The 20,305-nt window shown below is 42.5% G+C and carries 20 protein-coding genes; 11 read left to right on the top strand and 9 right to left on the bottom strand.

What is annotated here, in order from left to right; translation table 11 throughout:
- The first annotated feature begins 333 nt into the window (after nt 1–333).
- Nucleotides 334–642, top strand: coding sequence for an HNH endonuclease (locus ACXAEA_RS17755; protein ID WP_475097186.1), 309 nt, complete (start codon nt 334–336; stop codon nt 640–642).
- Here ACXAEA_RS17755 and ACXAEA_RS17750 read toward each other — a convergent pair.
- The 6 genes from ACXAEA_RS17750 to ACXAEA_RS17725 all read right to left on the bottom strand — a co-directional run bounded on the left by ACXAEA_RS17750 (nt 639) and on the right by ACXAEA_RS17725 (nt 2,652).
- The gene (locus ACXAEA_RS17750; protein WP_475097185.1) at nt 639–857 is read right to left on the bottom strand and encodes a spore germination protein; all 219 of its coding nucleotides are present in this window, start codon (nt 855–857) and stop codon (nt 639–641) included. The genes ACXAEA_RS17755 and ACXAEA_RS17750 overlap by 4 nt on opposite strands.
- An 88-nt stretch (nt 858–945) precedes the next feature.
- Nucleotides 946–1,329, bottom strand: a complete 384-nt coding sequence (locus ACXAEA_RS17745) for a spore germination protein GerPE (RefSeq protein WP_475097184.1) — start codon at nt 1,327–1,329, stop codon at nt 946–948.
- A 4-nt stretch (nt 1,330–1,333) separates the two neighbouring features.
- Nucleotides 1,334–1,513, bottom strand: coding sequence for a spore gernimation protein GerPD (locus tag ACXAEA_RS17740; protein WP_475097183.1), 180 nt, complete (start codon nt 1,511–1,513; stop codon nt 1,334–1,336).
- Nucleotides 1,510–2,127 carry a spore germination protein GerPC gene (gerPC, locus tag ACXAEA_RS17735; protein WP_475097182.1) on the bottom strand — a complete coding sequence of 206 codons (618 nt, stop codon included), beginning with the start codon at nt 2,125–2,127 and terminating at the stop codon, nt 1,510–1,512. Before gerPC ends, ACXAEA_RS17740 begins: the two co-directional genes overlap by 4 nt.
- Before the next feature lie 39 nt (nt 2,128–2,166).
- On the bottom strand, nt 2,167–2,415 hold the full coding sequence (locus tag ACXAEA_RS17730; RefSeq protein ID WP_475097181.1) for a spore germination protein GerPB: 249 nt from the start codon (nt 2,413–2,415) through the stop codon (nt 2,167–2,169).
- A 15-nt stretch (nt 2,416–2,430) separates the two neighbouring features.
- Nucleotides 2,431–2,652: a spore germination protein gene (locus tag ACXAEA_RS17725; protein WP_475097180.1), complete on the bottom strand. Its 222-nt coding sequence runs from the start codon at nt 2,650–2,652 to the stop codon at nt 2,431–2,433.
- A gap of 185 nt (nt 2,653–2,837) precedes the next feature.
- Here ACXAEA_RS17725 and ACXAEA_RS17720 point away from each other — a divergent pair, with 185 nt between their 5' ends.
- From ACXAEA_RS17720 to ACXAEA_RS17695, 6 genes are all read left to right on the top strand, one after another.
- On the top strand, nt 2,838–4,430 hold the full coding sequence (locus ACXAEA_RS17720) for a long-chain-fatty-acid--CoA ligase (RefSeq protein WP_475097179.1): 1,593 nt from the start codon (nt 2,838–2,840) through the stop codon (nt 4,428–4,430).
- A gap of 135 nt (nt 4,431–4,565) precedes the next feature.
- Complete coding sequence (locus ACXAEA_RS17715; protein WP_475097178.1) at nt 4,566–5,750, top strand: DUF418 domain-containing protein; 1,185 nt, start codon at nt 4,566–4,568, stop codon at nt 5,748–5,750.
- On the top strand, nt 5,750–6,283 hold the full coding sequence (locus ACXAEA_RS17710; protein WP_475098165.1) for a DNA topology modulation protein: 534 nt from the start codon (nt 5,750–5,752) through the stop codon (nt 6,281–6,283). Before ACXAEA_RS17715 ends, ACXAEA_RS17710 begins: the two co-directional genes overlap by 1 nt.
- 1 nt (nt 6,284) lies before the next feature.
- Complete coding sequence (locus ACXAEA_RS17705; RefSeq protein ID WP_475097177.1) at nt 6,285–7,193, top strand: fumarylacetoacetate hydrolase family protein; 909 nt, start codon at nt 6,285–6,287, stop codon at nt 7,191–7,193.
- Between the two features lie 85 nt (nt 7,194–7,278).
- Complete coding sequence (locus ACXAEA_RS17700; protein ID WP_475097176.1) at nt 7,279–7,632, top strand: YisL family protein; 354 nt, start codon at nt 7,279–7,281, stop codon at nt 7,630–7,632.
- A 126-nt stretch (nt 7,633–7,758) separates the two neighbouring features.
- A complete protein-coding gene (locus ACXAEA_RS17695) occupies nt 7,759–9,804 on the top strand; it encodes a sensor domain-containing protein (RefSeq protein WP_475097175.1) in 2,046 nt (681 codons plus the stop codon).
- Between the two features lie 78 nt (nt 9,805–9,882).
- On the opposite strand, the gene ACXAEA_RS17690 is transcribed toward ACXAEA_RS17695, so the two are convergent.
- Nucleotides 9,883–10,443 (bottom strand): DUF2777 domain-containing protein, encoded by a 561-nt coding sequence (locus tag ACXAEA_RS17690; protein ID WP_475097174.1) that lies wholly within the window; start codon nt 10,441–10,443, stop codon nt 9,883–9,885.
- A gap of 273 nt (nt 10,444–10,716) precedes the next feature.
- On the opposite strand from ACXAEA_RS17690, the gene asnB reads away from it, so the two are divergent.
- Complete coding sequence (gene asnB / locus ACXAEA_RS17685; RefSeq protein ID WP_475097173.1) at nt 10,717–12,564, top strand: asparagine synthase (glutamine-hydrolyzing); 1,848 nt, start codon at nt 10,717–10,719, stop codon at nt 12,562–12,564.
- 38 nt (nt 12,565–12,602) lie between these two features.
- Here the strand turns inward: asnB and ACXAEA_RS17680 are convergent, their stop codons facing one another.
- Together ACXAEA_RS17680 and ACXAEA_RS17675 are read right to left on the bottom strand one after the other, a co-directional pair.
- On the bottom strand, nt 12,603–13,964 hold the full coding sequence (locus ACXAEA_RS17680; protein ID WP_475097172.1) for an MATE family efflux transporter: 1,362 nt from the start codon (nt 13,962–13,964) through the stop codon (nt 12,603–12,605).
- Nucleotides 13,965–14,290: 326 nt separating this feature from the next.
- Entirely contained in the window at nt 14,291–16,048 is a 1,758-nt protein-coding gene (locus ACXAEA_RS17675) for an alpha-glycosidase (protein ID WP_475097171.1), read from the bottom strand.
- Between the two features lie 287 nt (nt 16,049–16,335).
- On the opposite strand from ACXAEA_RS17675, the gene ACXAEA_RS17670 reads away from it, so the two are divergent.
- The 3 genes from ACXAEA_RS17670 (at nt 16,336) to ACXAEA_RS17660 (ending at nt 20,248) form a co-directional block, all read left to right on the top strand.
- Nucleotides 16,336–17,613, top strand: a complete 1,278-nt coding sequence (locus ACXAEA_RS17670) for a sugar ABC transporter substrate-binding protein (RefSeq protein ID WP_475097170.1) — start codon at nt 16,336–16,338, stop codon at nt 17,611–17,613.
- Between the two features lie 507 nt (nt 17,614–18,120).
- Nucleotides 18,121–19,404, top strand: coding sequence for an ABC transporter permease subunit (locus ACXAEA_RS17665; protein ID WP_475097169.1), 1,284 nt, complete (start codon nt 18,121–18,123; stop codon nt 19,402–19,404).
- Between the two features lies 1 nt (nt 19,405).
- Nucleotides 19,406–20,248 (top strand): sugar ABC transporter permease, encoded by an 843-nt coding sequence (locus ACXAEA_RS17660; protein WP_475097168.1) that lies wholly within the window; start codon nt 19,406–19,408, stop codon nt 20,246–20,248.
- The last annotated feature ends 57 nt before the right edge of the window (nt 20,249–20,305 follow it).

The following is a 20,305-nucleotide window of genomic DNA, read 5'->3' as shown; positions in this document are numbered from 1 at the left end:
ACGCTGATTGGTGCCCTAAATTTCCGATTTCAGGAAAAACAAGGTGCCAATTATGCCGATTGGTGGCCTAAATTTCCGATTTCAGGAAAAACAAGGCGCCAATTATGCCGATTGGTGCTCTAAATTTCCGATTTTAGGAAAAAGTGGTAACCAATGAAGCATATTGGTGTACTGAAAATCGAAATTATAGCAAAAGAGGGAACCAATGAAGCGAGTATTGACGACCTGATAATCGGGTAATTGTACAAGAGTTAACTCTTGATCCGGGGGATAATAAAAGATGTGCATACATATTGATTTGAGCCCATATCAACCTGGGGAGGGAATCGTCATTTGGTAAAGAAAAAACAAACAGGAACATGTGAGCTATGCTGCAGGGATGAGGTTGAGGTGACGGTACACCATCTGACTCCGAAGGAAATGGGGGGAACCTTCTTGCCGACTGCTGACCTTTGCATTCCATGCCATAAACAGATTCATGCGCTTTTCACGAATGAGGAGCTGGCAGAGGTTCTGTATACGGTTGAATTGCTGAAGAAACATCCTGATATACATAAATTTGTGAAGTGGATAAAAAAGCAGCCTCCTGCAAGGCTGCCAAGAATTTCGAAATCCAATGTTCGAAAACAAAAAAAGCGTTAGTTATTTCCGACTGTCGGCTGGTCGATCAGGTTGGCATCGAGCACATTGTTTGCGCTCAATCCATTATTCGTGATAATGAATCCGCCAGTATTAAAACCACCCTGACCAGCGATTGTCTTTGAATTGCTTTTCGGCGAGATGAACAGAGTATCGCCAAACTGCACTGTCCCGCCGCCGACATTTATGATTTGTACAGGGCCTATTATTGCTGGCATTTGAAAACATCCTTTTCTACTTTTTCACATTCCATTGAACCGATTCTATAAAAGCATCATACAATTTTTTTGCAAGCCAGATCTTCTTTTATAAATCAGTGGAGTTACGTGGCAGCAGCTGACGTATATGCTTTACTCGCGCTTCCATGGAAATGTGGCGACTGTTCCCGAGGTGTACGACTGATGACGAGGAAGCACCCATGATGTCGATGTTTCCGACCTTCAAAACAGGGTTAATATTATAGGTCGACCTGCTCACAGTTTCATTGATGGGGTTAAATGGAATCTCTTCTGAAAAAATGGAGTATGCGAAGAAATTGCCTTCATTAGTGAAAAATATTTCCGCTTCCCGTTGGACTGCCAGGGCTCTTGAGAAACCCTGGATTCTCTCGGAATCCCCAATCTGGAAGATGGAAGAGAAAGATACCGAGTCCACCTTTATGTGGTCAACACATGCTGTTCTTTGAAGCATAAAATCACGCTTCCGCTGACAGCGGGACAAACGGACCGACAATCAGCGATTCTGCCGGAGTGTCAAATGTCGCAGCCAGCTGAATTGTTTCAGCATCACCAACCATCAATAGCGAGGAGCTTGAAACGCCGATGACTCTGATGTCACCGACGCAGATATCGCGGTTATATACTTGGAAATTCATTCAGAGCTACCTTCCTTCACTTTGTCTGGCAGGTTTTTCAGGAACAGGAACACACCATTCTGGATTTCCTGCTTAAGCAAATCAATCACCTGTTGATTCAGCTCCGGGCTTAATTCTGTACCACGTGCAGCAGTGGAACGTTCCTTCAAATGTGCCGAGACTCTGCCAGACAGCTGTTTTTTAATATCGTCCTTTATAAAAGTAAAATAAGAATCATCTACATTGATTCCAAGCTTCGTTTGGGCATCTCGGTAGATATTCTCTAAATCTGTTTCAAGATACTGGTGAAGCGCTGTTTCGATTTCAAGAGTCCTTTGAAATAACTGTTTAGGTGGAATCGGAACATTCACAGCCTTCTGGTCAACGGTAAAATCCTCGATCCCGTCCAGTTCAGCTGGATTTAATCCAATGTTCAATGTACCTTCAAGTGTTTCTACCTTCAGCTGGTCGAATTTATACTCGATATTTCCAATTTGAACCGGAGGCCGCTCCTTCAGTGCAATTATTTCCTTCTGAAGCTCATGGACCAATTTCTCCAGTCTGGCAGTCTTTTTGCTTTGATGCTCTACATATAAATGCAGCTTTTTTACATACTGATAGAATTCCGCGTCCAAATGAATCACCTCGTTTCGAACCAGTTATTTTATTTCATGTTAATCCTTACGAGGAGCCTGCAAGGGTACGGCTGGTGCTAAAAGTGTGCTTGAAGTCCCTTCCATACCCGTTGTGATTTCACTCGGATGAATAGCCTGAGGTGCAGGTTCAGTAAAACCCCCGGTATTATACAGGTAGGATACAGGCTTGATCAATCCTGCGCTCCCAATTTGTAAAACGGAGGAGTTTGTGATTCCATCAATCTTTAACATATTAATATGAATGGATTGCTGTATATAGAAATTCATCTTGAATCACCCACATCAAAAATTTAAATAGTTTCCCTGATCGACTGCATCTGGATCATAGGTATTCGTCGAGCTTTGATTATTGTACACGGTCAATCCGTCCCCGGTATTGAATGAACCAGCCCCAGAAAAAGTCTTGGCGTTGGATACCGGGCATATACTGTATACATCGCCAATGTGGAAAACAGCGCTGTTCCCGAGTGAGATGACCTGTGCGACTCCAACAATTGCTGGCATGAGCAACACCCTTTACTAATATTTCTTTATTATCCTATGTGCCCAAAAAGAGAATGTGATTAAAATGCCTATTTGTTTCAGGAAAGCATGTTATACAACAGACAAAAAGTTATATAACAGGTTCAACAATATGGTAAAATATTTATATATTTAGAATTTTAAATTTATTATACAGGGGGCTAATCATGAACGTTCCATTGCTGTTGAATCAGTTTTTAGACCGGGCAGTGTCACTATATGGTGATAAGACAGCCATTTACTCTGAGGACAGGGCGCTTACATACCGTGATTTGAATGGCAGAGTAAACAGGCTTTCAGATGGATTGAGAAAGCTTGGTGTCGCGAAGGGCGACAGGGTTGCCTATCTTGCTCCAAATTCGATCGAGATGCTTGAGGGGTTCTATGGTGTTTTCCAGGTAGGGGGCGTGATGGTGCCTTTGAATATCCGCTTGAAACCGGATGATTATTTGTTCATCCTGAACCACAGTGAATCGAAGATATTGTTTGTGGATCAGGATTTATATCATCTGATTCAGCCGATCAAAGGCCAGCTGGAAAGCGTGAATCATATCATTGTCCATTACAAGGAAGATGGCCTGGACGAAATAGGCTATGATGAATGGCTTTTACAGTATTCTTATGATGATTTCAAACGGGAAGAGCTTGACGAGAATGATATCTGCAGCCTTCTGTATACAAGCGGAACAACGGGGAATCCGAAAGGCGTCATGCTTACTCACCGCAATAATTACATCCATGCCTTAACCACGATGCACCACTTAAGAGTCAGCGACGAAGATGTCTTGCTGCACGTCCTGCCGATGTTCCATGTGAATGGCTGGGGTTCCCCATTCTATTACACAGCGAACGGCGCTTCCCAGGTATGCCTGAGGAAAACGACTCCTGAAACGATTTTTAATGCATTGGAAAAACATAAAGTCAGCGTCATGCATATGGCCCCTACTGTACTTAATTCGCTGCTCCAGTTTTATGAAAAGAATCACCCGGGCATCGAGCAGCCAGTTCGTGTAGTCATTGCTGGTTCTGCACCGCCGCCGGCATTTGTGACCCGCGTGGAAAAGGAACTTGGCTGGGAGTTCATCCAGGTATATGGCATGACAGAGTCATCGCCGCTTAGCACGATTTCGACGGTAAGGTCCCATTTGAAGCATCTTCCTTTGGGCGAACAATACCGGATGAAAGCGAAAGCAGGAATCTCGATGATTGGCTGCCAGGTAAAGGTAGTAAATGATTACGGGGAAGAGGTTGCCCACGATGGGAAGGAAATTGGCGAAGTCATCACACGAAGCAATGGCGTCATGAAAGGGTATTGGAAAAATGATGAAGCTACAATGGAGACAATCCGTAATGGGTGGCTCCATACCGGTGACATGGCAACAGTAGACAAATACGGCAATGTTGATATTGTCGATCGCAAAAAAGATGTAATCATCAGCGGCGGAGAAAATATTTCTTCCATTGAAGTCGAGGGCGTACTCTATGACCATCCATCAGTACTTGAAGCCGCGGTTATCGCAGTACCTCATGAAAAATGGGGCGAAACACCGCATGCCTATGTCGTGCTTCGTGAAAATGAGCAAGTCAGCGAACAGGATCTGATCGCTTTTTCAAGAGAAAAGATGGCCCATTTCAAAGCCATCACTGGCGTCACTTTTGTAAAAGAGCTGCCGAAAACCGCTTCAGGCAAAATTCAAAAGGTCCACCTGAGGAATGAATATTGGGAAGAAAAAGGGAAGACTGGCAGATTTGTAAATTAAATGATTGAAGGGGGCTGCCGTATTAAGGAAGTCCCTTTCTTCTTTTATTAAAGTCATTTATACCCTTTGGCATGAAGGCGTATTGTGTGATATACATAGATTAGATGTAAACTTTTGGATGGAATGAGGGGGAGTATGGAGCTTAAGTCACAAAAGCCCGGCAGCCGAATCGTGTCAATTGACCGGATGAGGGGCTTTTCATTGTTAGGTATTTTTTTGGTGAACATGATTTCATTCCATTCACCGTATTTTTATATTGATCCTGAAAAATGGTGGGATGGAACACATAATTTATTTACATACAGGTTCATTGATTTATTTGTACAGGCCAGCTTTTATCCGCTGTTTGCCATGCTGTTCGGGTATGGTCTGGTTATATTGAGGGAAAGGACTCTTGATAAAGGGCTGAGATTCACTCCTTTGGCAGTGAGGAGGCTTGCCATTCTTTTGTTAATTGGGATGATCCACGCTTTTCTTATTTGGGAAGGAGATATCCTCATCACATATGCAGTTTGTGGTTTTGCCTTGCTTTTGTTCCTGGGCTGGAGTGCCAAACGGCTATTTATTGCTGGTCTGACGTTATACATTGTGCCAAACCTGCTGCTGCTTTTGATGCTTGGTGCTGCATCCATTGTGGACGGCGGGTCTGAGTTTTCCATGTATGATGGACAGGCTGCGGAGCAAGCGATTCGAGTCTATCAAACTGGCAGTTTTTCTGAAATAACAGAGCAGAGAATATCAGAATGGTATGAGAACAATAACCTGATCGGCCTGATTTTTTACTTGATCACAATCCTGCCTCTTTTGATGATCGGTGCTGGTGCCGCAAAAATGAGGCTGTTTGAGGATGTAGGAGCCAACAGAAAAAAGATGGCGGCCGCAGCTGTTGGACTCGCAATGATTGGGCTGTTGTTAAAAGCTGTTCCATATCTTGCTGGAAGAACATTGATGACGGATTATGCCCAGGATGTCTTTGGCGGAGCGATGGTTGCAATGTCGTATGCCTTAACAATTGCCCTCGCATCGGAAAACAGGAATTTTGATCGAATGCTATACCCGCTGGAGGCTGCCGGCAGGCTTTCAATCAGCAATTATTTATTACAGTCTATCGTTTCAACGCTGATTTTTTACAGCTATGGGTTTGGATATTTTGGCAAAACATCAATTTTTGCAGGGACAATTCTTGCATTGCTGGTTTATGCCATCCAGCTTGCCTTAAGCACCTGGTGGGTCAGGAATTTTTACTATGGCCCGGTTGAATGGCTCTGGCGCTCCGGTACCCATATGAAAAAACAGCCTTTAAAAAGTGGACATCCATGATGCATAAGATCCTCATCATTGGCTGTGGCGGTGCAGGGAAATCCACGCTCGCACGGAAGCTGGGAGAGATTCTCGGACGAAAGGTTCACCATCTCGATGCGTTATACTGGAAACCAGGATGGGTACCGATGGATAAGACAGAGTGGAGGGCGTGCATCGCGAAAATCATGGAAGAAGAATCGTGGATCATAGATGGAAACTACGGCGGGACAATGGACATGAGGGCTGATGCTGCCGACTCCATCATTTTTCTCGACTATTCCACCTCAAGATGCCTCTATGGCATCTTTAAGAGAAGAATCATGTATCATGGAAAAACAAGGCCTGATATGAATGCAGGCTGCCCGGAAAAACTTGATTGGGAGTTCATTAAATGGGTTGCTCATTATAAGCGGAACAACGCGCCTGCAATCATTGCGCGATTGGATGAATTAAAGCTGCAGGGGAAGGCAGTTTATCATTTCACTTCTCCGCGTGAAACAGAAGAATTTCTTGAGTGCCTGTCTTTAAATAAAGCCATAGGAGGTCAATAAAATGAAATTTGCTACATTTGAAAATGAATATGGTCAATTCATCGGGATTGTTAATCAAGAAGGCAGCCAAGTCCTGCCGCTAAGGACCGCTTTTGAAAAAATGGAAAGCGTGACTTCTGTTCCAGGTTCTCTGCTTGAAGCAATAACGAGTGGAGATTCATTTTACCAGGACGTTCAAAGGCTGCTTCGGTGGGTTGAGGAAAACAAACTTGAAACTGAACTTTATCTTCCTCTTGAGTCTGTGTCAATACTTGCTCCAATTCCGCGTCCGGCCAAGAATATTTTCTGTGTCGGCAAAAATTATGCAGAGCATGCGATTGAAATGGGCAGCAAGGAAGATATCCCGGAACATATCATGGTGTTCACGAAAGCACCAACAACCGTAATCGGACATGAAGAAAATATCAATGAGCATAAAGAATTGACAGAGCAATTGGACTACGAAGGCGAGCTTGCTGTAGTCATCGGCAAGGAAGGAAAAGTAATCCCAAGGGAAGATGCTTTAGATTACGTGTTTGGCTATACGATTGTGAATGATGTGACAGCCCGGGACCTTCAGGCAAAGCACAAGCAGTTCTTCATTGGCAAAAGCCTTGATAAGACATGCCCGATGGGGCCATGGATTGTTCATAAATCCGCCTTAGGGAATCCAAACAATTTGAACATCAAGACGACAGTCAATAGTGAAGTCAGACAAGATTCAAACACCGAGAACTTCATTTTCCCGATCGAAGAAATCATTTCAGTGCTTTCGCAGGGAATGACCCTCGAACCAGGGGATATCATTGCAACAGGTACACCCGCTGGAGTTGGGAAAGGGTTCAAGCCTCCAAGATTCCTGAAGGCAGGGGATACGATTGAAATTACTGTCGAAGGGATTGGGATGTTGAGGAATAAAGTGGAGGGCTAGGCTTTGACTTGGGTACATAATTTTTAGGATTTTTTTACTCGATATGATATGATATTTTAGAATTTGATTTTAGGAGGACGGGTAAATGGTACATGCCCATATGACAGCGTGGTTTTTGGCGCTTATTTTATTCTTCGTTGCACTTGGTCTGCATAAAAGCGGCAAGGAAAAGGGAGCTAAAATCGTCCAGATGGTTCTCAGGGTGTTTTACCTTCTGATTCTATTGACTGGCTTCATGCTTCTTTTCAGCATTAATATCAATATGATGTATGTGCTTAAAGCTGCAGTAGGACTGTGGGTTATCTCTATGCTGGAAATGATTTTGATCCGTACAAAGAAGAAGGAAAAAGCGTCTATTTTATGGATTCAGTTCATTGTTGCAGTACTTCTTGTCTTATATTTAGGATTCTCACTGCCATTAGGAACAGATATGTTCTAAAAAATGTCGAAAAAAGTTGCCGCTATTGGCAGCTTTTTTCTTTTTTTGTCATATATTCGCCCATCGAAATATGGTATTTTAAGTTGTAAGGGATATTGGAGAAATATAAATTTATTGGAGACTGCAATGGCTACTACCAAAAGCTGTGTATACAAAAATGACAGACAACTTAATAGCTTTATAGAGAGCAATTCATTTCCAAATCACCAAAATCTTTTGGTGCAGATTTTTTTCAGACAAGAAGATGAGCTGGCAGTGAAGAATGTCCAGGCTCAAGTTAAGAAACAGCTCCCATTTGCAACAATGCTCAGCTGTGAGTCATATGGGGGTTTTCCTGCAGAAAATCAGGTGATGATTTCTATAACAGCATTCAGTGAACATGAAGTGGAAACCAACCTGCAAAAAAAGGAACAGCAAGCTATCAACACACTCGCAGATTTAGTGAAATCCTCTCAACAAGATATACTCCACTTGAACGAAACCCTTAGGGTCTCAGAGCAATACTATCGTTCCCTCTTCGACAACAATGGCGATTTTGTCTATTCAACCGATTTGTATGGGAATTTCACCAGTGTAAACCAGGCATTTCTGAACACATTTGGCTTCAATGAAAACGAATTGATTGGTGAATCAGCCCTTAATTTTATCAGCAAGAAGGATGTACCGCGGGCAAAAAAGCATTTTCTGCATGCTTTAAAAGGGAAGGACCAGACATATACGATTGAAATCCGCGTCAAAAACGGTGGAAAACAGATCTTCCAGATAAAGAACATACCCATTACTGTGAACGGAAAATGTGTTGGCACATATGGAATTGGGAGAGACATCACCAAACAGAAAAAAACAGAAGAAAAAATCATCCAGCTCGCTTACTATGATCATGATACAGGTCTGCCTAACAGGATGAGGTTCACAGAACAACTCGAAGAAATGATTCACCGTGCCAAGAAAAAGAAGGAAATTCTTGCTGTACTTGTCATTGATATCGATCGATTTAAAATAATCAATGACAGCCTTGGACATTATGCTGGCGATATTGTGCTCAAGGAGCTGGCTGAAAGAATCCAGGGAAAACTCCCAAAAGGGGCTTATTTTGGCAGGTTCAGCGGGGATAAATTCACCTTGCTGCTCACAAAAGAAGTCAGCATAGAACAGACAACAAAAACTGCAAGAGAATTGCAGCTTGTCATTTCAAAACCCTTGTACTACCAAAACCAGGAGTTTATCGTTACAGCAAGCATTGGGGTCAGCTCTTTTCCAGGTGATGGTCTTGATGAGCATGTGTTATTGAAGAACGCGGATATCGCGATGAATCGTGCGAAAAATCAAGGCGGAAATAAGATCACCTTTTTCTCGACTGGAATGAACGACCAGGCCATGGTCCGCCTTGAGCTGGAAAGCTATTTGAGGAAGGCACTTCAAAAGGATGAGTTTTACCTTTGCTATCAGCCGCTGATGGATCTAAAATCCGGCAAGATCACCTGTACAGAGGCACTGATCAGGTGGCAGCACCCGCATCTGGGCCTTGTTTCTCCGGCACAATTCATTCCGCTCGCTGAGGAAACGGGGTTGATCGAGGAAATCGGGGCTTGGGTACTGACTACTGCCTGCTTGCAGACAAAAGAATGGCAGAACAGTGGATTCACGAATCTGGGAATCTCGGTAAATGTATCTGCCCATCAGTTCCAGCAGCATGCTTTTATCGGACAAGTAATTGAAGCCCTTAAGATTTCTAAGCTTGAACCTGAGTACTTATCGCTTGAACTGACAGAAAGTGCGATGCTGAAGGATATTGCTTATAGCATTTCCGTCATGAAGGCATTGCAGGAGTTAGGGGTAAAGGTTTCAATCGATGACTTTGGGACTGGCTACTCATCATTAAGCTATTTGCGTAATCTGCCGATTGATACGCTTAAGATCGACCAGTCTTTTATCAATAACCTTCATGACGATCCTTCTGACATAGCCATTGTAAAAGCGATCATCACCATGGGGCAGGGACTCGATGTCAAAATAGTTGCCGAGGGTGTGGAAACCTTTGAACAGATGAATATATTAAGAGACCTGGATTGCCATTATGCACAGGGGTACTATATACAGAAACCGCTTGAAACCAGTGCATTCGAAAATGGTTTCAGCACTTTGGAAAATGTTGTATATACTTTGAAGTGATGGAGAAGAGCCTGCACAAATTTGTGCAGGCTCTTTTTGTACAAATCTCGGTGACATCTAAAACTCTTCGAAACCCTATCAGGAAATCCTTTCAATGACTGTCCGTTTTCCGCTGTTCATCGTCAATTCAAATCTGTCATTGTGATTTTCAAAATAATCAAAATGGTGCTGGACACTGCAAATAAGCTCTTCATTATCGAGAATTAAAAAGTTCACACCTGAAACACCGTTTTCATCGTCTAGAAATGTCAGGTGATTATAGCAATAAATACAGTCATAAATAGAAAAATTGAGCGAATTCAATGTATTGATAAATTGGACAAACGCTTCATCATTCAGTTCATCGAGCAGGCGTTCAAATGAATAGATCAGCTGTTTTCTGATCCGGACCATTTCCTGGTCCTGCAAAAAAATCTTGTCATTTCCTGTTTGGATACATCCATTATCCAATAAAAATCCCCTGGTCCATTTATTGTTCCGCAGCACTTCAACTTCCTGGTGAATGAATTCATCGATCAGTGCCGCTTCTTCGGTTTCTTCGTCAAAGAAAACCCATTGTGAATTAATGTATTCTACTGTCCCGGCATTGAAAGCCCTGGGCTGGAAATCAATTAGCTTACTTCGTTGCTGTCGGTTCATCTGGATCCTCCGTTAATTATCGCTCACCTTCTTTGTAGACAGATTTTGGCGAAATTATAACATGCATTCATCGGCTGATTTTATAATTTGTATTTCATGCTTGCCAGGACAGAGATTTTTCGCCGTTTTTTAAGAGAAAGGAGCAAAGCTCTGATCTATAGGCCATTAACCAGTTTGGGTTTTGTTGCATAAGATGAGTAATGGTTAAGCGAACAATAATTTTTGGAAAATGTTCTTACCTTAAAGAAAAGTTCCGCTGAAAGGATGATCATAATGTGTGGAATAACTGGTTGGGTGGACTATAGAAAAAACTTGGACCATGAAAGAGAAAGCATGGCAAAAATGGCGGAAACTTTAAGCAAAAGAGGTCCCGACGATACAAATGTATGGACATCAAAACATGCAGCGCTGGGCCACAAAAGGCTGGTCGTTGTTGATCCTGAAGGCGGAAAGCAGCCTATGACACGGACAAAAGACGACAACCGTTATACCATTTGCTATAATGGCGAGCTCTATAATACAGAAGACCTCAGAAAAGCGCTGTTATTAAAAGGATATTCTTTTAATGGCCATTCTGATACAGAGGTTTTGCTCACTTCTTACATGGAATGGAAAGAAAATTGTCTTGAACATTTAAATGGGATTTTTGCCTTTGCAGTATGGGATCAGTTGGAAGAAAAACTTTTTATCGGCCGAGACCGTCTTGGAGTAAAGCCGCTGTTTTTCCTGGAAACTGCATCAGGTCTTATGTTTGCTTCTGAACAAAAGGCATTGCTGGCTCATCCAGAAGTTAAGGCAGAGATAGACAGGGAAGGGCTTTGTGAGGTGTTTGGGCTTGGACCATCCCGTTCTCCTGGGGCAGGGATTTTCAAAAATATAAAGGAGCTGCGGCCAGGCCACGGACTTATTTTTTCAAAAAATGGGCTGAAAACATGGAGGTATTGGAATGTAAAAAGTGAGGCCCATACTGACAGCCTGGATGACACTGCTGAAAAAGTAAGGGAGCTGTTCACCGATGCAGTCACCAGACAGCTGGTTTCCGATGTCCCTCTTTGCACCTTCCTTTCTGGAGGATTGGACTCAAGCGCCATCACAGCAATTGCAGCGAATCACTACAAATCGGAGGGCAAGGGCAGCCTGCATACTTACTCGATCGATTACGAAGGCAACGACAAATATTTCAGGGAGAATGAATTCCAGCCAAATGCTGATGCGTTCTGGATCAATAAGATGTCGGATACATTCGGGACCGTCCACCACAACAGCATCATTTCACAGCAGGATCTCTCGGCATACTTGAAAGAAGCCGTCCATGTCAGGGATCTTCCGGGGATGGCAGATATTGATTCGTCATTGCTTTGGTTCTGCCGGGAAATTAAACAAGACTTCACAGTAAGTCTATCAGGAGAATGCGCCGATGAAATTTTTGGAGGCTATCCTTGGTTTCACAGGCAGGAAGATCTAAACAGACCAGGCTTCCCATGGATGCGTTCGATCAATGAGCGGCAAAACATGTTAAGGGATCACTGGCGGAAGAAGCTGAATCTAGAAGACTATATGATGGGGAAATTCAACGATACAATTGCCGAAGTCCCAGTACTGGAAGGCGAAAGTCCTGAAGATGCAAAGCGAAGGCAACTATTCTATCTGAATATCATTTGGTTCATGACGACTCTCCTTGACCGGAAGGACCGAATGAGCATGGGAGCAAGTCTTGAAGTCCGGGTACCGTTTGCCGATCACCGCCTTGTGGAATACGTCTGGAATATCCCATGGGAAATGAAGATGCACGGCAACAGGGAGAAAGGCATCCTGCGTAAAGCATTGGAAGGTGTCTTGCCAGATGAAGTTCTTTACCGGAAAAAGAGCCCGTATCCAAAGACACATCATCCAGGTTATACCCAGGCAGTCCAAAGCATGCTTTCCGAGTTCATGGCTGACTCGAACAGTGCATTGCATGAATTCTTCGACAGAACCACCTTGCAAAAAATGATTGAAACCGAAGGAGCATCTTTCAAGGTACCGTGGTTCGGCCAGCTGATGACTGGACCGCAGCTTCTGGCCCAGCTTGCGCAGATTCATATCTGGTTCAGGGATTATAATATCAATATAGCAGACTAAAAAAGCTAGCCCGGTGATGAACGGGCTAGCTTTCCATATTATTCGGCCTGGACAGGCTCTGCTTCTGGAACGAACGATTTTTTGACCCAAACCTTGGATCTCCAGCGCCACAGCATGAGCAGTCCACGGAGCCATTCGTCCGCGATAAAGGCGATCCAGATTCCGACCAGCCCCATCTCTAAATAGATTCCTAGAAAATAGGAGAGTGTTACGCTGACTCCCCACATTGACAATATCCCCATATAGACAGGGAATTTCACATCACCGGCTGCCCTCAGTGAACTGATGAGTACCAAATTGAAGGATCTGCCTGGCTCGAGAATGATCGTCAATAGAATCAGGGTGCTGCCGAGCTCGATGATGCTCATATTGTCGGTGAAGATTCCAAGAAGGTCCTTGGCGAAAAGTGAGACGAGTGCAGCGGCACCGATAGAAATGATGATCGCAAGCTTCAGGCTTTTAAGAGCACGTTTATAGGCATTGTCAATTTCCTTTGCCCCCACCATATGACCAATCAGGATTTGTGTTCCCTGGCTGATCGCGATACTGAACAGGAACACGAACATCATGACATTCTGTGTGTACACTTTCGCCGTCAGTGCCTGGGTTCCAAGTGCGGCGATAAAATAGGTAATCAGCATTTGCGAGCTATTGTAGCTAAGATGCTCACCTGCCGAAGGAATTCCGATATTGAGCAGATTTTTTAAATGCTTTTTTGGAAAACGGAAAAGCATGGACATCGGGAGCGATCCCGGAATCCGCTTCATCATTACATAAAATGCCGCCAACAGCCCGATTATTCTGCTGACAGAAGTTGAAATGGCAACCCCTTCGACACCGAGGACTGGAAAACCAAATGGACCAAAGATAAATAAATAGTTACCGATGACATTCAGCACGTTCATGCCGATCGTGACATACATGATGTCACGCGTAAATCCATAGCTGCGGACAATGCTGCCGCACGTCATGATCAAGGACTGTATGAACGAAAATCCCCCAACAATTTTTAGATAGGCATTTGCTTCGTCAAACAATTCAGGAGGAAGGTCCATCATCCGGAGCAATTGCTCGCTGAAAATGAACACACCTGCACTTAGAAGCAATCCAAAAATGAGATTGGCCCCGATTGAGACAACCGATACCTCCCGGGCTTCATGTTCCAATTTCGCTCCAAGGTTTTGTGCCACCAGAATCGCAGTACCAGTCGCAATAAAACCGAACATGACAATGACCATTGAAAGAATCTGGTTCGAAACCCCAACAGCCGCAACCGAGTTATCCGAATACTGGGACAGCATGAGTGTATCTGCATTACCCATGAGCATATAGAGAAGAATTTCAATAAATAGTGGCCATGTAATGGCAAAAAGTGAAAGTTTAGCAGTTTTTTTCTTCATGTTTTTACATCTCCAAGTTGTAATCCTTTTATTATACAGACAATGGGAGGAATTTGAAGTGGAAAACCTTCGTTTTTCGAAAAAAAATAAATGGTTATTTGTAAAAAATACAAAATCAGCTAATTTGACAGCAGTCAAAAAAATTATTCCTCGAAATCTATGGCGGATTCCGCGAAAAGTCTCTATTATTCCGCGATTAATACAAATAATTCTGCGAAAAACACTGTTAATTCCTTGAATAGACTAATTAAACAATAATTGTGTAAGATTTCACCCACTACAAAAAGAGCAAACCCCTTTCCAGAAGAGGAAAGGGGTATACAAATTTAAAACATGAATAAAGCAAATCCATTTGCAGCAATCTTCGCGGACAAATCATCGCTTTCTGCTGCATATTCTTCACCTGTGTAAAGATTTGTGATCTTCTTGCCTTTTAAATTAAATGGAAGTGGATAGCTTGCTTCTTCGTTGCCCATGTTGACGACTATTAAAATCGTTTTATCGCCGTTTGATTTCGTATAAGCAAAACAGCTTTCATGATAGTCGGAAGGGATGAAATGCAATTCGCCTTCATTTGCCAATAGCGGATATTCTTTTCGAAGCTGGATCATCTTCTGGACGTGATCGAACATATCCTTGTTCTGTTCCTCTTCATTCCACTTCATGCATTCGCGGCATCCTGGATCCTGCGGGCCGCTCATGCCAATTTCATCTCCATAGTAGATACACGGTGTTCCAATGTAAGAAAGCAGCACAGTGAAGATTTGTTTCACCTTATCCAAATCTCCGCCGCACTCAGTCAATATCCTTGGTGTATCGTGGCTGCCGATCAGGTTGAAGGCAACTTCGTTAACGTTTTTCGGATACATATGGTTGACGGTCGTCATGTTTTCGATAAATTGTTTTACTGAAATCGTCTTGTGTGCGAATAAATTTAAAATATTTGTTGTAAAAGGATAGTTCATGACTGCATCAAACTGATCGCCGCGCAGCCAAGGCATCGAATCATGCCAGATTTCACCAAGGATATATAAATCCGGCTTGATTGCTTTCACTTCGGAACGGAATTTTCGCCAGAAAGAGTGGTCGACTTCATTCGCGACATCAAGTCTCCAGCCGTCAATATCAAATTCGCGCACCCAGTAGCGACCGACTTCCAATAAATATTCAATGACTTCAGGGTTTTCGGTATTAAGCTTTGGCATGGATTTTTCAAATGCGAATGTATCATAATTTGGTCTTGGCTCCATTTCCAGCGGGAATTCATTAGTGTGGAACCAATCCTTATAGCGGGATCCAGCGCCATTTTCCAATACATCCTGGAACTGTGGGAAGTAGAAGCCGCTATGGTTGAATACCGCATCCAGCATGACCTTGATTCCGTGTTTATGGCATACCTGAATTAGTCGCTTCAATGTATCTTTGTCGCCGAATTGCGGATCGAGCTCCATGTAATCGATCGTATCGTATTTATGGTTCGAATAGGCTTTGAAAATAGGCGTAAAATAAATACCGGAGATGCCGAGTTTCGCCAGGTAATCAACATTTTGGATGACGCCTTCAAGGTCGCCGCCAAAAAAATTGTCCCTTTCAGGAGGTGCGCTTCCCCAAGGCAAAACGCCTTCCGGATCAATTGATGGATCGCCGTTTCCAAAACGTTCAGGGAAAATTTGATACCAAACCGTATCTTTCACCCAAGACGGAGCCCTAAATACATCAATATTATTAAGAAAAGGAAAAGCAAAATAATAGCCAGTATCCTGAGGAGGATCCTCATAGAAGCCTTTTTCAGTAAAACATACTGTTTCTGTGCCATTATTCAAAATGAATCCGTAGCGCAATCTTCTATGTGGCGGTTTTATTGAGATGAACCAGTAATCAAACAGCAAATCTGTGCCGCTTTTAATCATCGGGACTGTATTTGCGTTCCATTTGCCCTCTGACCAATCATAAGGATCGCCATTTAAAAGTGAAACTTCTTTTATGTCATCCTTTTTTGTTCGGATCCGGATATGAAGCTCTTCATTAGTGCAAGCGTATGCATAATTATCTTTAGGACGGTGATAGATCGCTTCTTTTAACAAGAGAGAACCATTCCTTTCATTATGAAATAAAGATTAAAACAAGGGTAGAACACGGATTTTAAATTGTCAATTATTAAAAAGCCTATTCACAAAAAATTAACGGAATTCACACGCCGATTAAAAAAAATTAAAAAACTAGTTGTCAAACTAATTTAAGTCTTTATAATAAGAAGTAGGTTGTGCAATCGTTTTCATAGACTTGCAAACAGGATTACAAACGTTTGCACAAAAGAGAGCGTTCTGCGCAATAAAAAAAGTAATTACACATTTTTAGGAGGGGTATACACATGAAAAAGGCATTGTCGATTTTCATGATGCTGATCTTGATGATTGGCGCTCTTGCTGCTTGTGGACCTAAAGAAGAAAAAAACACAGGTTCAGAAGGCAACGGTGAGAAAACAGAAGATGCTTCTAAACCAGAGAAGCTAGTAATTTGGGAAGACAAGGAAAAGTCTGGCTGGCTTGAAAAAGTAGCAGCTGACTTTGAAAAAGAACACGGTATCAAAATCGAGTTCAAAGAAGTAGAAATGGCTACTAAGATGAAAGAACAATTACGTCTTGACGGCCCTGCTGGAACTGGCCCAGACATCATCACTCTTCCACACGACCAAATCGGTGAACTTGCAGTTCAAGGACACATTGCTGAACTTAAAGTAAGCGATGATGTGAAAAAGACTTTCTCAGAGTCTTCAATCTCTGCTCAAACTTTTGATGGTAAATTATACGGACTTCCAAAGTCTGCTGAAACTCCAGTCTTCATCTACAACAAAGCACTTATGACTGAAGTTCCTGCTACAATGGAAGAACTTTACGAATTTGCAAAAGCTAACACTAAAGACGGCAAGTACGGTTTCTTGGCTCTTTGGGATAACTTCTACTTCGCTCACGCGCCAATCGGCGGTAACGGCGGATATGTTTTCGGTGAAAAAGACGGTGCTCTTAACCCGCAAGATCTTGGATTAAGTAACGAAGGTGCTGTAAAAGGTACTGAGTACATCCAAAAATGGTATGCAGAAAAGTTATTCCCTAATGGTATCGTTGGCGAAAGCGGCGGTTCTGCTATGGACGGACTATTCAACGAAGGTAAAGTTGCTTCTGTAATGAATGGACCATGGGCATTCGGCGGCATGAAAGATGCTGGCATCGATTTCGGTGTTGCTCCATTCCCTAAATTCGCTGATGGCACTCCAATGAAGACTTTCATGGGTGTTAAAGGATGGCACGTATCTTCTTACTCTAAGAACCAGGAATGGGCTACTAAATTCTTAGAATTCGCTACTAACGATGAAAATGCTAAATATCGTTTCGAACAAACAGCTGAAGTACCAACAAACGTTGCATTGGTTGACGATCCAGCAATCGCTGAAAACGAAGGCGCTAAAGCTGTTGCTCTTCAAACTCAAGATGCAGTTCCAATGCCAAACATCCCTGAAATGGGAGAAGTTTGGGGACCAATGGCAAGCGCATTGCAAACTGTTGTAACAGGCAAAGCTGAGCCAAAGGCAGCTCTTGATTCAGCTGTTAAGCAAATCGAGCAAAACATCAAGCAAAACCACTCTAAATAATATTTTTGATATGGCAGTACCTCCCTTGGGGGGTACTGCTGTATTTTACAGGAAATTAATTATTTCTATCATTTTACATTAATTTGTTTGCAACAATACCAAATAAAAGCAATCACAACTTACTCTGTCTTTTCGGGATTTGAAAGTCACAAAATTTACGAAAAGTGCAGTAAAAAATTCTTTCATTGAGCAAACGGTTGCGCTAAAATAGACATATAACCAATCAGGTGCTTCATGAGAGTGAAAACAAAAGATTTCGGAACAATAATGAGTGTTGCTGTGTTCAGCACGTTCAGCATTGAAAACTATGTATTCGTTCTCATAAAGCATCTGATGCTTTTATAAAGGTTTTTTTCGCATATAAATTAATGCCGGACATGACTTTTTTCCTTCTTAATTCTGGTACCAAGATTTTTTTACCAGAACCGTGAAAAAATGAGAATTGACCTGCAATAAAGTTTCCGAAAAGAGCCATACAAAACATAGAAAGAGAAAGGGGAATATAGGATGAAAGAGAAATCCTATCAAACCAACCATCGCAGAATAGCATCAGCCCTTTCGATCATTCCAGGGCTTGGACAGCTATACAACAAACAATATTTAAAAGGAATCGCTTTTCTCATTTTAACGGGTGCATTTTTTGGCGTTTTCAAAGACTTGCTTAACATGGGATTGTGGGGCATTTTCACACTTGGGGAGCAAACACCTCGTGATCACTCTATCTTCCTGATGGTAGAGGGGATTTTAGCCGTCATCGTCCTAGTATTTGGAATCGGTTTCTTCCTGTTTAACATCAATGATGCATATAAGACCGGTTTAAAGAGGGATCAAGGCGAACGACTGAGTACGGTTAAGGAACAATATAACAACCTGATTGACAATGGCTTCCCATACCTGATCATGTCACCGGGATTCCTCTTGCTGATATTTGTTGTAGTATTCCCAATCATCTTTGTGGTCTTGCTTGCATTTACAAACTATGACCTTTACCATTCACCTCCAGCGAAACTTGTAGACTGGGTTGGATTTAAAAACTTTTTTGACCTGTTCCAATTGGAATCTTGGCGTGAGACATTCTTCTCAGTTCTGTCCTGGACAATTATCTGGACATTCGTAGCTACGACTTTCCAGGTTGCGCTCGGCATGTTCCTTGCGATTCTTGTTAATCAGAAGGATGTAAAAGGAAAAGCAATTATTCGTACAGTGTTCATTCTTCCTTGGGCTGTACCAGCTTTCGTTTCGATCCTTGTATTTGCTGGTATGTTCAATGAGTCGTTTGGAGCGATCAACCGTGATATCCTTGGTTTTTTCGGTATTGATCCGATTCCATGGATGACAGAAGCAATGTATACGAAAATTGCATTGATCCTGATTCAGACTTGGCTTGGCTTCCCGTTCATTTTTGCAATGACGACAGGGGTGCTGCAATCTATTCCTGAAGAGTTGTATGAAGCTGCTACAGTTGATGGAGCAACGAACTTCCAGAAGTTCAAGAGCATCACATTGCCGCTGGTATTATTTGCAACAGCGCCAATCTTGATAACGCAGTATACTTTTAACTTCAATAACTTTAATATAATTTATCTCTTTAATGGCGGCGGGCCTGCAGTTTCAGGTGCGAACGCTGGAGGAACAGATATCCTGATTTCGTGGATTTACAGCCTCACGATGACATCTGCACAATATTCGAAAGCTGCTGCTATCACGATGCTATTGTCATTGATCGTAATCGGTGTAGCTTTATGGCAGTTCAAGAGAACGAAATCATTCCAAGAAGAGGATATGATGTAATATGAGTATTAAACGACAGAAATATATCAGACTGACACTAACGTATCTTGTGATTTTGGCCATGTTTGCGATCATTATTTATCCACTTCTTTGGATTGTCGGTTCATCCTTCAACCCGGGGCAAAGTCTTTCTGGTTCAAACATTATTCCAAAGAATGCAACACTTGCACATTACCAGGAGTTATTCGATCTTGAGCGAAGCAACTATTTGTACTGGTACTGGAATTCCTTGAAGGTAAGTGTTTTGACGATGATTTTCACTGTCATCCTTGTAAGCTTGACGGCTTACTCGTTCTCGCGCTACCGCTTCATCGGCCGTAAAAACAGCTTGATGACATTCTTGATTCTGCAAATGATTCCTAACTTTGCAGCATTGATCGCGATTTTCATCCTTGCTTTGCTGACTAAATTATTGGATACACATCTTGGCTTGATTCTTGTATATGTTGGTGGAGCCATTCCAATGAATACATGGCTGATGAAGGGGTATCTTGATACGATTCCAAAAGAGCTTGATGAATCAGCAAAAATGGATGGAGCGGGTCACCTGAGGATTTTCTTCCAGATCGTAATGCCGCTTGCGACACCAATCATTGCAGTTATTGCATTGTTCTCTTTCATCGCTCCATTTGGAGATTTTATTTTGGCAACAGTGCTCTTAAGGACTGAGAGCAAATATACTCTCGCTGTTGGACTATACGACATGGTCGCAAAACAGTTCGGAGCAGAATTCACAACATTCGCGGCAGGTGCTGTATTAATAGCAGTTCCAATCGCGATCCTGTTCCTGTCATTCCAAAAATACTTTGTTTCTGGTTTGACGGCTGGAGGAACAAAAGGATAATCTATTAGGGCAAACACTTTTTAAGCAAAGGCCGGATTCGGCCTTTGCTTAAATTAT

Source organism: Mesobacillus sp. ABV4_180 (assembly GCF_056158485.1).
This window is presented reverse-complemented; position numbering and strand designations above follow the sequence as displayed.